Genomic DNA, 13,684 nt, shown 5'->3' with positions numbered 1-13,684 from the left:
AATGGAAGAGAGACGCCGCTTTTTTCGCCTTGATGATGAGGTGGTGATGGATTTTCAGGCCATCACCCAGGATGAATTCAGCCACTGGAAAGAGAATCACAGCCAACAGAAGAGCGAACTGAAGCAACTGGAACAGGATATCGGCAATCTGATTCATCAGGTGCGTTCGGTACATCCGGCAATTGGTCAGGTGCTCGAATTACTGAACCGCAAACTCAATCTGCTGAACGGCAACAGTACCACCCATCCGGAGCTCAACCTGTCGATGACGGAAGCCCGGGTAAGGGTCAACCTCAGCGCCTGTGGTATGGCTTTTAACACCGACGCCGACCTGCGCGGCAGCAGCCACCTGCTGTTTAACCTGCAACTGAAACCGTCCAATGCCATTCTGTCACTGGCGGGTAATATTGTTTCTATCGATGACAGCGGTGAAAGCGATGCTCCTTATATGGTGCGGGTTAACTTTGAAGGCCTGAAAGAAACCGAGCAGGAACTGCTGATTCAGCACCTGTTCCAGCTGCAGAGCCGGACCTTACGCCAGCAACGCGATCACGAATAAAATACCAGCGCCGGGCCAGCCTGGCGCCGCCCGATTCTCTGTCCACTCTCTGATTTCTGCACTTTTTTGTTATCATGCAGAGCTCTACCTTCTGCAGGAATCCGTTCATTATGTCCGGCCCCCGTATTTATTCTGCCGCCGATCTCAGCAGCGGTCTGCGCACTGAACTGGATGATCAGGCCTTTGCCCACCTGATCCGCGTGCTGCGCATGAACGACGGCGATCCTGTCCGCCTGTTTAATGGTGACGGCCATGAATACGCCGGACAACTGTGTGATGTGCAGAAAAAAAGTGCGTCGGTGCTGGTTGGCGACATTCTGCGCAGTGAAGCAGATACCCCACTTAAGCTGCAACTTGGGCAGGTGGTATCCAAGGGTGACCGCATGGATTTCACTATTCAGAAAGCGACCGAACTGGGCATCAGCGATATTACCCCGCTGTGGAGTGAGCGCTGTGAAGTCCGTTTAAAAGGCGAGCGACTGGATAAAAAAATGGAGCACTGGCAGAAAGTGGCGATTTCCGCCTGTGAGCAGAGTGGTCGTAACCGCATACCAACCATTCATCAGCCGCAATATTTTGCCGACTGGGCAAAAAACAATAACGCCGATGTGCGTCTGTTACTGCATCCTCACCGGCAGAAACCACTGCGTGACTATCCGCAGCCGGCAAGCGTCGCCCTGCTGGTCGGACCGGAAGGTGGATTCAGTGAACAGGAAGTGGAAATGGCCATGAGCAGCGGCTTTGCCGGACTGACACTGGGCCCGCGAATTCTGCGTACCGAAACCGCAGCCCTTGCAGCGCTGAGCGTGTTTCAGTTTCAGTGGGGAGATTTCAGCTGAGCAGACGCTCAGCTGAGATTTCAGAACTCAGCCGCGCAATATCTGTAAAACGTTCTGCACATGCTCGGCGGCATCCAGTCCCAGACTGGTGAGATAACCACCATCAGCCTGATCAATCAGGCCTTTATCAAACAACCGCTGTGCAGCAGCGACAATTTCCGGCGCGGCATCAGAATGTACTTTAATTCCCTGCTGCATGCTGTGCAGATCAAACTGTGCCAGCAGATTCATCTCCTGCAGTAAATCCTGAGAAATCGGCATAGGGTCTGTCCTCTTGTTCTTGTCAGTGAGCGGTTTCAATACACCCGCCAGGAAAACACAGCATAAACCGCTGCCGCCGCCGGAGCTATGATTCCGGTCAGTTATTCTGTATCTGTCAGGCGAAAATCCGCCCAGTCACGATAGCTGGTCAGGTAAAACAGCCCTATCAACAACGCCATCCACCATTCAACCACGTTTTTCCAGCGATCATCGCTATCGGCAACCTGCAGCACGATCATTACCCCAAGGAAAAACCACTGGGCATACACCAGAATAAATTTCTGCGGCAGGCTGGAACCAATATCCACACCGCGTTTGGCCAGATGTTTCAGCCAGTAAGTGATACGCGTCTGTACCATCAGTGAAATCAGGAAAAATAAAGCCGCACCAACGGTATGCAATATCCAGGGTAAATTGCCTTTATCGGGCCTTAATACGGCCGTTGCGATAATCAGGCAGACCGAGCTGATAATGCCGGCGGTTACCATATAACGTACCGTCCAGATCGGCCGCTCAGGAGCAATTTCAATCAGCCAGGCCTGCATGCAGTACCACCAGACAATAAACAGAACGCAGGCAGCAATTAAACCACCGCGAAAAATAAACGCCTGCGGATCGGGGATACCTGTAGCGGTAATGCTGGTACATCCGGTCAGATAAGGAATACAAATATCGGTTACCCCCCAGGCCATACTCAGCGCCAGAGTCAGCCAGAAGGTAAGATGTGATAACCAGAAACTGCTTAAGGCAATGCGTTGCGGTAAAGTCATGCGGTCACCTCCTGCAGAGTTTCATCCTGTTGCAACGCCAGCTCTTTTTCCCGCCGGGTCAGACGGAAATCGCGCCAGTCATGGAAGGTAGTGTAAAAATATAAGCAACTGAAGGTTGCCAGCCACCATTCAAAAATCTCTTCCACGCCATCGGTTTTTAAATCCAGCAGCAGAATCAGTACAAAGGCTGCCAGTAATAACAACTGCAAAACCGCCAGAATCTGTTTGCTGGCAATACGGCTGAATTTAATATTCAGCTCACGCTGCAACTGACGCATACGCAGCGTCATCATGATCTGGCACAACGCCGTTACCAGAAAAAACAACCCCGCCGTCACCGTGTGAAAACGCCATAAAAAACGATGATCAGAAGGCGGCAGCATATGCTCTCCCAGCACCGCAATGGAGGCGATCAGCAGCATGCTGGCAATAATGGCGAAAGTAACAATACGGTGAATCCACGGATGATGCTCAGGGCGGCCAACACTTTCCAGCCAGGCGCGCACGCAATACCACCAGAGAATAAACACTACGGCGGCACTGATTAACCCGGCGCGGAATACATAGGCCGCCGGATAATAAATACCGGTCGCGGTAATGGTGGTACACCCCTCAAAATAGGGAATACACCAAGGCTTATGTCCGCCCTGCACGGTAAGAAAATAACTCAGCGCAATAGTAATTATTGGCAGCAGGCAAGCTACCAGCGCCGTTCGTTGCGGTAAGGTCATAACAACATCCTTGTTCCGTTATTTTACAGTTGCGGTTTAATAATGACTGAGACGAACCCGTTGCCAGTCCCAATAAGAGGTCAAAAAGTACAGGCCAATAAAGAGCGTGGCCCACCACTCGATAATGCGTTTGCCGTTACTCATTTCCACGCCGACAGTCACACCGGCAAAGGCGACAAACATCAGCCAGAGAATAGCCATCAGTACGCTTTTGGCGATAAACGACGGCACTTCCAGTCCGGCCTTACGGGCGCGGAAAATCAATACATAGTTAATTGTCAGTGCAATCAGCATGCCCTGAAAAAACAGATTAGCGCCACGCACATGCACACCCCAGCGGGTTGCGTCTTTTTCCGGCACCAGCACCGCAGTCCCGACCAGCAAACCAACAGCAGCGATCACACCAAAAAACTGCATGGCATTTAAAGCCATACGGCCACTGTGTCCGGCCAGCCAGGTACGCATTACCTGCCACCAGACAATAAAAAATGCGCATCCGGCAATCATGCCACCACGGAAAATAAATCCGGCATCGCCTTTCATTCCGGTATGGGTAATGTCAGTACAGCCATCAAAGAAAGGATTACAGGCAACAGCAGTACCTTCGTTTACGCCAACGGCATAAGTCACGGCAATGGTGCCGAGTGATAGTACTGTGCAGATCAGGGCAACAAACTGACCAAAAGACATAACCAAAAAACTCCGGAGAATGTCCGGCGCACCGCGCCGGACGTTTTCAGATACAACCTGCTCAGAGAGCAGCTTTCAGCGCCTGCTCAACGTCGGCAATAATATCGTCAACGTGCTCGATACCAATCGACAGACGCACCAGATCGGTGCTGACACCGGCAGATGCCAGTTCTTTTTCATTCAGCTGACGGTGTGTGGTGGTTGCCGGATGACAGGCCAGACTCTTGGCATCACCGATATTTACCAGACGCTTGATCATCTGCAGGGCATCAATAAATTTAGCGCCGGCTTCGGCACCGCCTTTGATACCAAAGCTGAGAATCGCCGATGGCTTACCATTCAGCATACGCTGTGCCAGTTCGTGGTATTTGCTGGTTTTAAGGCCAGCATAATTCACCCAGGAAACCTGCTCATGGGCGGCCAGGTATTCAGCCACTTTTTGCGCATTTTCCACATGGCGATCCATACGCAGAGCCAGGGTTTCCAGCCCCTGCAGAATCATAAAGGCATTAAACGGCGACAGGGCTGCACCCATATTGCGCAGCGGCACCACGCGGGCGCGACCGATAAAGGCCGCGTCACCAAAGGCATCGGCATACACCACGCCGTGGTAAGACGGATCAGGCTGGTTAAAGTGCGGGAAGCGTGGGTTATCTTTCCATGGGAATTTACCGGAATCGACAATCGCGCCGCCAACGGTGGTACCGTGACCACCGATGTATTTGGTCAGCGAGTGCACCACAATATCGGCACCGAATTCAAACGGACGGCACAGGTAAGGGGTGGCAACGGTGTTATCGACGATCACCGGTACGCCATGCTTATGTGCCATATCGGCCAGCGCCTGAATGTCTACCACGTTACCCGCCGGGTTACCGATCGACTCACAGAATAATGCGCGGGTTTTATCGTCAATTAACGCTTCCAGTGCAGCAACGTCATCACCGGAGGCCATGCGTACTTCGATGCCCTGCTGCGGGAAGGTGTGGGCAAACAGGTTATAGCTGCCGCCGTATAACTGGCTAACGCTGACGATGTTATCGCCGGCACGGGCCAGGGTCTGGATGCTGGCGGTAATGGCGGCCATACCGGAAGCCATGCACAGTGCGGCGATACCGCCTTCCATCGCCGCAACGCGCTGTTCCAGCACATCGTTGGTCGGGTTCATGATGCGGGTGTAAATGTTACCCGGCTCTTTCAGGTCAAACAGGTCAGCACCGTGCTGAGTATCGCGAAAACTGTATGAAGTGGTCTGATAAATAGGCACCGCAACGGCACGGGTTGTCGGATCATCCGCAAAGCCGGCGTGAATCGCCTGAGTTTCAATTTTCATGCTGATCTTATCCTTATTGTCAGGTTTGACGGAAAGCAGGGAGTTTAACAATTTGTACCGCGCCGCCATAGGGAGAATGCAGCCTCTTTACCGAGCCTGACGATGAACACGTAACGGCCCTGACGCTGAACGCGCAATGCCTTACACTCTCCCCTTCCGCTTATTGCACAGAAATCGCTATGGCCAAGAAAAAAACCGCTTACGTCTGCAACGACTGTGGCTCTGAACACGCCAAATGGCAGGGGCAATGTACCGACTGTGGTGCCTGGAATACGCTGCAGGAATTTGTTGTATCGTCATCCAAAACCCCGTCCCGTGATGCCAGTTACGCAGGCTATGCCGGCGCCGCAGGCAGTCAGGGAATTCAGCGTCTGGCTGATGTCGATCTGGCCGAAGTGCCACGCATCAGCAGCGGCATGCAGGAGTTTGACCGGGTACTGGGCGGCGGGCTGGTGCCGGGCTCGGCCATTTTAATCGGCGGCCATCCCGGTGCTGGTAAGTCCACACTCCTGCTGCAGACTATGTGCACGCTGGCCGGGAATATGCCCGCTTTATACGTTACCGGCGAAGAAAGCCTGCAACAGGTAGCCATGCGTGCCAAACGTTTAGGCCTGCCAACCGACCAGCTGAATATGCTGAGTGAAACCAGCGTCGAGCGCCTGCTTAATACCCTGCAGCAGCATAAGCCGAAGATTGTGGTGATCGACTCGATTCAGGTGATGCACGTTGAAGGCGTAGAATCGGCGCCGGGCAGCGTGTCACAGGTACGCGAAAGCGCCGCCGCCCTGACCCGCTACGCCAAACAAACCAACACCGTATTATTTCTCGTCGGCCACGTGACCAAAGACGGGACCCTCGCCGGCCCGAAAGTGCTGGAGCATATGATCGATTGCTCGATCATGCTCGAAGGCTCCGGCGACAGCCGCTTCCGTACCCTGCGCGGTATTAAAAACCGTTTTGGTGCCATTAATGAGCTGGGCGTCTTTGCCATGCTCGACAGCGGCTTAAAAGAAGTCAAAAACCCCAGTTCGATTTTTTTAAGCCGCAGCGAAGAGCCCGCCGCCGGCAGCGTGGTGATGGTGATCTGGGAAGGTACGCGGCCGTTGCTGGTCGAAATTCAGGCGCTGGTCGATGACAGCCACTTTGGCCATCCGAAACGGGTGGCCGTGGGTCTCGACCAGAACCGTATGAATTTATTGCTGGCAGCACTGCATCGCCATGGTGGCGTGCATCTGGGTGACCAGGATGTGTATATCAACGTGGTGGGCGGGGTAAAAGTCGGAGAAACCGCTGCCGATCTGGCCTTGTTGCTGTCAGCGTTATCCAGCTTCCGTAATCAGCCATTGCCGCAGGAGTTAATCGTGTTTGGTGAGGTGGGTTTATCCGGAGAAATCCGGCCGGTGCCCTCCGGTCAGGAACGCATTAAAGAAGCCGCCAAGCATGGCTTTACCCGCGCTATCGTGCCGAAAGCCAATGTTCCGCGTCAGGCAATACCCGGCATGACCATTATTGGTGTGGATAAATTACAGGAAGCCATCAACGCCGTTTAACAGCAGCGCTGATAAGCCGGCAGGGAAATCGTCGCAGGAATCCGTTTTAATTCTGGCGGCGGCTTTCCACACCGGGAATCACATCACCGCGTTCAACCTGCTCAGCACCACGCAGCATGGCATGAATCAGTTCGGCGGCATCAAATTTCGTCAGCGCTTCATTGGCACCCACCTGATGGGCACGATCAACGCTGATTTCGCTGGAAAGCGAGGTGTGCAGAATAATGTACATGCCCTGAGTCGTGCTGTTATTACGCACTTCAAAAGCCAGTTCATAACCATCCAGCCCCGGCATCTCAATATCGCTGACCAGAATATCGAACGGTGTACCGCGTGCTGCAGCTTCGGTCAGCAGCGTTAACGCCTGCTTACCATCGGAGCAAACCTCAAACGGCACATCCACATGATTCAGTGCTTCCGCCAGCTGCCGGCGTGCGACGCTGGAATCATCCACCAATAAAATAGGATGCGCGCGCAAGCGACTCTGCTCTTCACGGCTGATATCAGCATGCAATGCTTCTTCGTCGGCCGGAAAGATAGTCGACAGTACCATCTCAATATCCAGCAGCTGAATCAGCTTTTTGTCATATTCAATAATACCGGTGGAATAAATATGCCGCCCGGCAGCACTGGGGGGCGGGCTGATATTGCGCCAGCTGTAATCAATAATGCGGTCAATTTTACGCACCAGAAAACCAACATTCTGCCGTTGGCAGTCGGTAATAATAATAAAGCAGTCTTTCATTTCTGCCGGACTGACCGGGCGATAACCAATAGCAGCCGCCAGGTCGATTACCGAAATAGTAACGCCACGGATATAAGCCGTACCGGCAACAACTGCATGGGATTGTGGAATAGAAGTTAATGGCTGCCAGGGCACAATTTCTTTTACTTTAAGAGTGCCGAGGCCAAAGGTCTGCCGTTCGTTGATTTTAAACAGCAGCAACCCCTGGGATTGCTGGTACTGACTGCCATTACGCATGTTGATTCCGGTGGTGATTTGCCCAGACGGCAGAATCTTCTCAGACTATATACTGATAAGTATAGCAATGATCTGTAATCTGCCCGGCGAAAATCACTCCGGTGTTTTCTGCTCTGCCGCCTTCGGTGCCAGTTGTGCATTTTTGCTGTGATCAAGCAATTTCACCCGGCGATGCAGTGCCGCCTTGGCCAACATATGTGCAGATACCGGCGCGGTAATAAACAAAAACAGGCTGATGACCAGCTCATGAATGCTCAGACGACCATCGCGCATGGTCGTCAGTACCATAGAGGCCAGCAGAATCGCGCCAATACCCATTGTGGTCGCCTTGGTTGGTGCATGCAGGCGGGTAAAAAAGTCAGGCAATTTCAACAGGCCGACAGAGCCGACAAAAACAAAGAAACCACCCGTTAACAACAGCACCGCAGCGATAATATGTACTACAGATTCCATAAGCATTACTCGATAATGTCGCCACGCAACAGGTATTTACACAACGCCGCCGTGCTGACAAAACCCAGCATGGCAATCAGCAGTGCGCCTTCAAAGTACAGGGCCGAACCGTTATACAGGCCAAGCAGGATAATCAGCGCAATGCTGTTTATGTAAAGCGTATCCAGAGCCAGAATACGGTCAGTGATATCCGGACCACGCAACATACGCCAGATATTTAAAATCAGCGCCACCACAACCAGAGTCGATGTCAGTAAAACGGCACCCTGCAATATTGTCAGGCTCAGCATGAAAATATCTCCTGCAGGGGTTTTTCGTAATGCTGCTTAATATCGTTAATCAGTGCCTGCTCATCGGTAATATGCAATGCATGAATATACAGCCACTGTTTATCTTCGGAAAAATCAACACTCACCGTACCGGGAGTCAGGGAAATCGTACTGGCTAAAACCGTCAGCGGAAAATCCCCCTGCAGTGCCAGGGGAAAAGCAACAAAGCCCGGCTGCAGGCTCCGGTTGGATTTCAGCACCCGCCGTGCGACATCAATATTCGACAACACAATATCCAGCAACAGACGCAGGACATAACGGATAACCACCAGTGGCTTTCCGGCCCGGCTCTGATGATCCGAATAAGGTGCGGTTAATAGCGGAATAAGCCAGGCGAGAAAGCCACCGAGAACAAAGTGCCCGGCAGAAAAACCATTCAGCAACAGCCAGACCAGCAATAGCAGCAAAGTGTGCAGTGGCATCGGTAACCAACGTTTCATTTCAGCACCTCCTGCACTGTGCTTACCGCCGGACTCAGCGGTTGGGGTAACCGGTGTAATTCATTGGCAGCGGCGATTGTCATATCTGTCAGAGCACCACCCCAGATCACCATCAAAGGCGACGTCAGCAATAACACAATGATCGCTGTAATCTGCAGCGGATGTGCCATAACCTGATTTTGTGACGTTCCCTGCACACGCCAGAATAAAGTGGTTCCCGCGCGGGAAAACATAATCAGCGCTGCCAGACCGGAAATAAGCAGCGGCGGCCAGATCCAGGCAGCGTCTGCTCCCGCACCCGCAGCCTGCAATAACATGATTTTGCCGACAAAGCCGGACAGCGGTGGCATACCGATTAATGCCAGAGCTGCGATAAAAAATAAGCCACCAAGCAGTGCCGGCTGGTTCACCGGACGCGAACGCACAAAACGATCCTGTGCCTGCCCGCGCTGTTCATGTACAAGGCCCGCAATCAGGAACAAAGCAGCGGCCATCAGCGTGCTGTGAATTAAATAATACAATCCTGCCGCCGTCGCCTGCGGAGTATTAAGCGCAATCGTCAGCAGCAATGAACCCGCAGAAACCACCACCAGATTAGCCGCCAGCATTTTCAGTGTCTGGCTGGCCAGCAAAGCGATAATGCCGGCAACCAACGTTGCCAGTGCCAGCGGCCACAACCAGCTGATGGCAATATTTGCCAGTTCACCACCAAATTCACCGAACACCGCCGTATGCACGCGCCAGATACTGTAAATGCCCACTTTGGTCATAATGGCAAACAACGCGGCAACCGGTGTGGAGGTATGGGCGTAAGTGCGCGGCAGCCAGAAGTGCAGAGGTAATAACGCGGCTTTAAGACCAAATACAACCAGTAATAACAGCCCGCCAGCTTTTGCCAGTGCGACATCTTCACTGTTTAACTGCGCAGCCTTATGCGCCATATCGGCCAGATTGAGCGTGCCGAACGTGGCGTAAATAATACCCAGACCAAAGAGGAAAAAGGCCGAGCCCACCAGATTCAGAAACACATAATGTACAGCAGCCTGAGTCCGCTGCTTACCACCGCCATGGATCAGCAACGAGTATGAAGCGATCAGCAGAATTTCGAAGAATACGAAGAGGTTAAATACATCGCCGGTTAAAAATGCACCGTTAATCCCCATCAGCTGAAACATAAACAACGGATGGAAAAAAGGTCCTCGCTGATCATCGCCGGCGCAGGCGTATAAATGCACGGCAAAGCCCAACACTGCACTTAACAGCAACATAATGGCCGCCAGCTTATCGTTAACCAGAGCGATACCAAACGGCGCCTGCCAGTTACCCATCATGTACATTTGCGGTTCGTGCTGCAGGCTTTGCTGCAACAGCAGCACGGCACTGGCCAGCAGCAGAATATTGACCAGAAATACGGTCACACGCTGGCGCTGAACATGCCCATGCAGTGGCGGCAGTAATAAGAAAATACCTGCCAGCAGAGGCAATAAAACCGGGAAAAAGATCAGATGCTGCAGCATATTCAGTCGTTATCTCCATCAACCTGATCATTACCCAGATCAGCACGGGCACGCAGTGCCAGAATCAAGGCAAAAGCCGTCATGGCGAAACCAATTACAATCGCAGTTAATACCAGCGCCTGTGGTAAGGGGTCGGCGTACACCTCCGACTCACCAAGAATGGCGGCCCCGTTAATGACCAGACGTCCACTGGCAAATAAGAACAGATTGACCGCGTAAGACAGCAGTGTCAGCCCCAGCACCACCGCGAAGGTGTAACCACGCAGCACCAGAAACACACCACCCGCAGTCATTATGCCTACACAGATTGCATAAATTGTTTCCATTATTTTCCTCCCGGCAGTGGCCGCTCACTGGTGGTTAGCTGACCAAGGTTTGCCAGAATCAGAAGTGTTGCACCGATCACCGTAAAATAAACCCCTAAATCAAATACCATGGCACTGGCCAGTTCGAATTTACCAATCCAGGGCAGCGAAAAATAATCAAACCAGGTGGTTAAGAAGGGTTGGTCAAACAGCCAGCTACCCAAACCAGAGAACGTTGCCAACAGTAAACCTGCAGCAATCAGCCAGTGATACGGGAAATTCAGTCTGATTTTCATCCACGCCACACCATGAGCTATGTACTGCTGGATTAAAGCAATGGCGGTAATCAGGCCCGCGATAAAACCACCGCCCGGCATGTTATGGCCACGCAGGAAAATATAAGCCGACACCAGCAAAGCGAGCGGCAGCAGACTCTGTGAAATCAGCGCCAGCATCATCGGGTTTTTATCTTTAGCCCAGGGCCGGCCTTCAGAATCTGCAGCAGGAACGTATAAGCGCATTCCGGCCAGCAGTTTATAAATACCCAGACCGGCAATCGCCAGAACGGTAATTTCACCCAGCGTATCGAAACCACGGAAGTCCACCAGAATCACGTTCACCACATTGGTGCCGCCGCCTCCGGTTTTACTGTTAGCAATAAAGAACTCGGAAATACTGTGCAATGGCCGGGTCAGCATGGCATAACACAGAGTACCAATCACCGCCCCCACCAGCGAGGCAATGCTCAGATCACGCACAATCCGCCGTGGTGAGCTGTCACGCAGTGGCGTTTTCTGTGGCAGAAAATACAGTGCCAGCAAAAACAGGATAATGGTCGCCACCTCTACCGACAGCTGAGTCAGGGCAAGATCGGGAGCAGAAAAGTAAGCGAAGGCGATAGCCACAATCAGGCCGACAATAGAAATCATAATCAGCGCCAGTAAGCGCAGATGACTGAAGATTACCGTTGCCAGTGTGCCGATAATCAGCAATCCGGCAGCCACCAGTACTATGCCATTAACCGGTAACTGTGGCCGGCTGCCCTGAGCATTTTCCAGCTGCAGCAGTGGCCAGGCGGTAACAAACAGCGAGAACATAATCAGCAGGAAAACATAACGCTGCAGTGAGGCATTATCGAGCCAGCGGTGAATAACGGCGGCTTTCTCGGTGGTCCACTGAATGCCTTTTTCAAATTCGATTTTTGCATCGAAGTCGGCAAATTGCCCCTGAAAGGCAAACAGATGGCGGCGGTTATAATACAGCGTAGCGCCACCAGCCACCGCCAGCAGGCTCATCAGCAAAGGGCCGTTAAAACCATGCCATACCGCCAGACTGAAATCCGGCAGTGGCTTATGCAGCACAGCACTGGCAGCCGCATTTAATAAATCACCAACGGCAAAGTCAGGGACGATACCGACCAGCAGACAGAGCACAACGAGAATTTCTACCGGTACACGCATATAGCGTGGTGGCTCATGAGGTGTGCGCGGCAGATTAATGGGTTCACCATTAAAAAATACGTCGTGAATAAAACGCAGAGAATAAGCAACCGCCAACGCTCCACCGATGGTTGCCAGCAATGGAATCAACCAGGATAACGACCCAAGCGTGGCCTGATGCAGAGTTTCGGCAAACAGCATTTCTTTCGATAAGAAGCCATTCAGCAAAGGGACGCCCGCCATGGATGCTGCAGCCACCATCGCTAACGTTGCGGTATACGGCATATATTTCCACAGACCATTCAGCTGACGCATATCACGCGAACCGGACTCGTGGTCAATAATCCCCGCCGCCATAAACAATGACGCCTTGAATACTGCGTGGTTAATAATGTGGAATACCGCGGCAATGGCCGCCAGCTCGGTATCCAGACCAAATAACAGCGTAATCAGACCCAGATGACTGATGGTGGAATACGCCAGCAGTCCTTTTAAATCGTGTTTGAACAAGGCGGTATAAGCGCCCAGCAGCAAGGTAGCCAGACCCACCATACTGACAATCACAAACCACAGATCAGTATCCGCCAGCACCGGATAAAAACGCGCCAGCAGGAATACACCGGCTTTCACCATAGTGGCCGAGTGCAGATAGGCGGAAACCGGCGTCGGTGCCGCCATGGCATGCGGCAGCCAGAAATGGAACGGAAACTGTGCTGACTTAGTAAACGCTCCCAGCAGGAACAGCACAATAATGACCGGATACACCGCACTCTCACGCAGTACATCACCACTCGCCAACACGGTGCGTAAGTCGTAGCTGCCCACCGTCTGACCAATAAGAATCAGCGCGCCCAGTAAAGCCAGACCACCTGCACCGGTGATGGTCAGTGCCATACGGGCACCCTTACGGGCATCGGTTTTATGTGACCAGAAACTGATCAGCAGAAAAGAGCTGATACTGGTCAGCTCCCAGAAGAACCACAGCTGCAGCAGGTTATTCGACAGCACCACGCCGAGCATGGCGGTCATAAACAGAATCAGATACGAATAAAAGCGCCCCATATGATCGTTATCAGACAGGTAATAACGCGCATACAGAATAACCAGCAGACCAATCCCCAGAATCAGCAGGCTGAACAGCAGAGCCAGACCATCAAGATGAAAGGCCAGATTAAGGCCAATCTGCGGAATCCAGCTGGCCTGCCAGGTTAAAGCCTCACCGGCAAAAACCGCCGGAATAGCCTGCACCACCAGAATCAGTGATATCGCCGGCAGTAATGCGGTCAGCGCGGCCGTTGCCGTACGACCAAAGCGATAGCTGAGTAATGGCACCAAAGTTCCCAGCAATGGCAGCAACGGAATCCAGAGCAGATTCATAAAAATGAAAGCCTCATACCTGAAGGTGACGGTCATCCACCATGACCTGAACCGCCAAAAGATAGCATGATCAGCGCCCGCGCTACACAAAAGGCGACATTGCGATGCA

General features: G+C 52.5%; 15 protein-coding genes. 3 read left to right on the top strand and 12 right to left on the bottom strand.

The window, feature by feature from the left end; all coding sequences use genetic code 11:
• Position 1: 1 nt before the first annotated feature.
• Entirely contained in the window at positions 2-559 is a 558-nt protein-coding gene (locus HUF18_RS12410; protein WP_145470781.1) for a PilZ domain-containing protein, read from the top strand.
• 110 nt (positions 560-669) lie between these two features.
• Positions 670-1,398, top strand: coding sequence for a 16S rRNA (uracil(1498)-N(3))-methyltransferase (locus HUF18_RS12405; protein WP_225692416.1), 729 nt, complete (start codon positions 670-672; stop codon positions 1,396-1,398).
• Between the two features lie 27 nt (positions 1,399-1,425).
• Here HUF18_RS12405 and HUF18_RS12400 read toward each other — a convergent pair whose 3' ends face one another.
• The 5 genes from HUF18_RS12400 to HUF18_RS12380 all read right to left on the bottom strand — a co-directional run bounded on the left by HUF18_RS12400 (position 1,426) and on the right by HUF18_RS12380 (position 5,183).
• The gene (locus HUF18_RS12400) at positions 1,426-1,659 is read right to left on the bottom strand and encodes a TIGR02647 family protein (RefSeq protein ID WP_225692415.1); all 234 of its coding nucleotides are present in this window, start codon (positions 1,657-1,659) and stop codon (positions 1,426-1,428) included.
• 101 nt (positions 1,660-1,760) lie between these two features.
• Positions 1,761-2,429 (bottom strand): Frag1/DRAM/Sfk1 family protein, encoded by a 669-nt coding sequence (locus tag HUF18_RS12395; protein WP_225692414.1) that lies wholly within the window; start codon positions 2,427-2,429, stop codon positions 1,761-1,763.
• Positions 2,426-3,160, bottom strand: coding sequence for a hypothetical protein (locus HUF18_RS12390; RefSeq protein ID WP_145470773.1), 735 nt, complete (start codon positions 3,158-3,160; stop codon positions 2,426-2,428). The genes HUF18_RS12395 and HUF18_RS12390 overlap by 4 nt, the downstream gene beginning before the upstream one ends.
• A 36-nt stretch (positions 3,161-3,196) precedes the next feature.
• Positions 3,197-3,850: a Frag1/DRAM/Sfk1 family protein gene (locus HUF18_RS12385; protein ID WP_225692413.1), complete on the bottom strand. Its 654-nt coding sequence runs from the start codon at positions 3,848-3,850 to the stop codon at positions 3,197-3,199.
• Positions 3,851-3,911: 61 nt separating this feature from the next.
• Positions 3,912-5,183, bottom strand: coding sequence for a bifunctional O-acetylhomoserine aminocarboxypropyltransferase/cysteine synthase (locus HUF18_RS12380; RefSeq protein WP_225692412.1), 1,272 nt, complete (start codon positions 5,181-5,183; stop codon positions 3,912-3,914).
• A gap of 179 nt (positions 5,184-5,362) precedes the next feature.
• On the opposite strand from HUF18_RS12380, the gene radA reads away from it, so the two are divergent.
• Positions 5,363-6,733, top strand: coding sequence for a DNA repair protein RadA (gene radA / locus HUF18_RS12375; RefSeq protein WP_225692411.1), 1,371 nt, complete (start codon positions 5,363-5,365; stop codon positions 6,731-6,733).
• A 46-nt stretch (positions 6,734-6,779) separates the two neighbouring features.
• Here the strand turns inward: radA and HUF18_RS12370 are convergent, their stop codons facing one another.
• The 7 genes from HUF18_RS12370 to HUF18_RS12340 all read right to left on the bottom strand — a co-directional run bounded on the left by HUF18_RS12370 (position 6,780) and on the right by HUF18_RS12340 (position 13,575).
• Positions 6,780-7,715: a chemotaxis protein gene (locus HUF18_RS12370; protein WP_225692410.1), complete on the bottom strand. Its 936-nt coding sequence runs from the start codon at positions 7,713-7,715 to the stop codon at positions 6,780-6,782.
• Between the two features lie 93 nt (positions 7,716-7,808).
• Positions 7,809-8,168 (bottom strand): Na+/H+ antiporter subunit G, encoded by a 360-nt coding sequence (locus HUF18_RS12365; RefSeq protein ID WP_145470763.1) that lies wholly within the window; start codon positions 8,166-8,168, stop codon positions 7,809-7,811.
• Between the two features lie 5 nt (positions 8,169-8,173).
• Complete coding sequence (locus tag HUF18_RS12360; protein WP_145470761.1) at positions 8,174-8,458, bottom strand: K+/H+ antiporter subunit F; 285 nt, start codon at positions 8,456-8,458, stop codon at positions 8,174-8,176.
• On the bottom strand, positions 8,452-8,937 hold the full coding sequence (locus HUF18_RS12355) for a Na+/H+ antiporter subunit E (protein ID WP_225692409.1): 486 nt from the start codon (positions 8,935-8,937) through the stop codon (positions 8,452-8,454). Before HUF18_RS12355 ends, HUF18_RS12360 begins: the two co-directional genes overlap by 7 nt.
• Complete coding sequence (locus tag HUF18_RS12350; RefSeq protein WP_225692408.1) at positions 8,934-10,454, bottom strand: monovalent cation/H+ antiporter subunit D; 1,521 nt, start codon at positions 10,452-10,454, stop codon at positions 8,934-8,936. The genes HUF18_RS12355 and HUF18_RS12350 overlap by 4 nt, the downstream gene beginning before the upstream one ends.
• A gap of 2 nt (positions 10,455-10,456) precedes the next feature.
• Entirely contained in the window at positions 10,457-10,780 is a 324-nt protein-coding gene (locus tag HUF18_RS12345) for a Na+/H+ antiporter subunit C (protein WP_145470755.1), read from the bottom strand.
• Positions 10,780-13,575: a monovalent cation/H+ antiporter subunit A gene (locus HUF18_RS12340; protein ID WP_225692407.1), complete on the bottom strand. Its 2,796-nt coding sequence runs from the start codon at positions 13,573-13,575 to the stop codon at positions 10,780-10,782. The genes HUF18_RS12345 and HUF18_RS12340 overlap by 1 nt, the downstream gene beginning before the upstream one ends.
• Positions 13,576-13,684: the final 109 nt, after the last annotated feature.

This window comes from Thalassolituus sp. ST750PaO-4 (genome assembly GCF_020320405.1).
In the GTDB taxonomy this organism is placed as follows: Bacteria; Pseudomonadota; Gammaproteobacteria; order Pseudomonadales; family Oceanobacteraceae; genus Venatoribacter; species Venatoribacter alkanivorans.
This window is presented reverse-complemented; position numbering and strand designations above follow the sequence as displayed.

What these genes read in the sequence shown, in the direction of transcription:
- HUF18_RS12350 (WP_225692408.1), bottom strand. Translation starts at nt 10,454, where the DNA reads ATGCTGCAGCATCTGATCTTTTTCCCGGTTTTATTGCCTCTGCTGGCA.
- HUF18_RS12385 (WP_225692413.1), bottom strand. Translation starts at nt 3,850, where the DNA reads ATGTCTTTTGGTCAGTTTGTTGCCCTGATCTGCACAGTACTATCACTC.
- HUF18_RS12360 (WP_145470761.1), bottom strand. Translation starts at nt 8,458, where the DNA reads ATGCTGAGCCTGACAATATTGCAGGGTGCCGTTTTACTGACATCGACT.
- HUF18_RS12365 (WP_145470763.1), bottom strand. Translation starts at nt 8,168, where the DNA reads ATGGAATCTGTAGTACATATTATCGCTGCGGTGCTGTTGTTAACGGGT.
- HUF18_RS12345 (WP_145470755.1), bottom strand. Translation starts at nt 10,780, where the DNA reads ATGGAAACAATTTATGCAATCTGTGTAGGCATAATGACTGCGGGTGGT.
- HUF18_RS12370 (WP_225692410.1), bottom strand. Translation starts at nt 7,715, where the DNA reads ATGCGTAATGGCAGTCAGTACCAGCAATCCCAGGGGTTGCTGCTGTTT.
- HUF18_RS12395 (WP_225692414.1), bottom strand. Translation starts at nt 2,429, where the DNA reads ATGACTTTACCGCAACGCATTGCCTTAAGCAGTTTCTGGTTATCACAT.
- radA (WP_225692411.1), top strand. Translation starts at nt 5,363, where the DNA reads ATGGCCAAGAAAAAAACCGCTTACGTCTGCAACGACTGTGGCTCTGAA.
- HUF18_RS12405 (WP_225692416.1), top strand. Translation starts at nt 670, where the DNA reads ATGTCCGGCCCCCGTATTTATTCTGCCGCCGATCTCAGCAGCGGTCTG.
- HUF18_RS12380 (WP_225692412.1), bottom strand. Translation starts at nt 5,183, where the DNA reads ATGAAAATTGAAACTCAGGCGATTCACGCCGGCTTTGCGGATGATCCG.
- HUF18_RS12410 (WP_145470781.1), top strand. Translation starts at nt 2, where the DNA reads ATGGAAGAGAGACGCCGCTTTTTTCGCCTTGATGATGAGGTGGTGATG.
- HUF18_RS12340 (WP_225692407.1), bottom strand. Translation starts at nt 13,575, where the DNA reads ATGAATCTGCTCTGGATTCCGTTGCTGCCATTGCTGGGAACTTTGGTG.
- HUF18_RS12390 (WP_145470773.1), bottom strand. Translation starts at nt 3,160, where the DNA reads ATGACCTTACCGCAACGAACGGCGCTGGTAGCTTGCCTGCTGCCAATA.
- HUF18_RS12355 (WP_225692409.1), bottom strand. Translation starts at nt 8,937, where the DNA reads ATGAAACGTTGGTTACCGATGCCACTGCACACTTTGCTGCTATTGCTG.
- HUF18_RS12400 (WP_225692415.1), bottom strand. Translation starts at nt 1,659, where the DNA reads ATGCCGATTTCTCAGGATTTACTGCAGGAGATGAATCTGCTGGCACAG.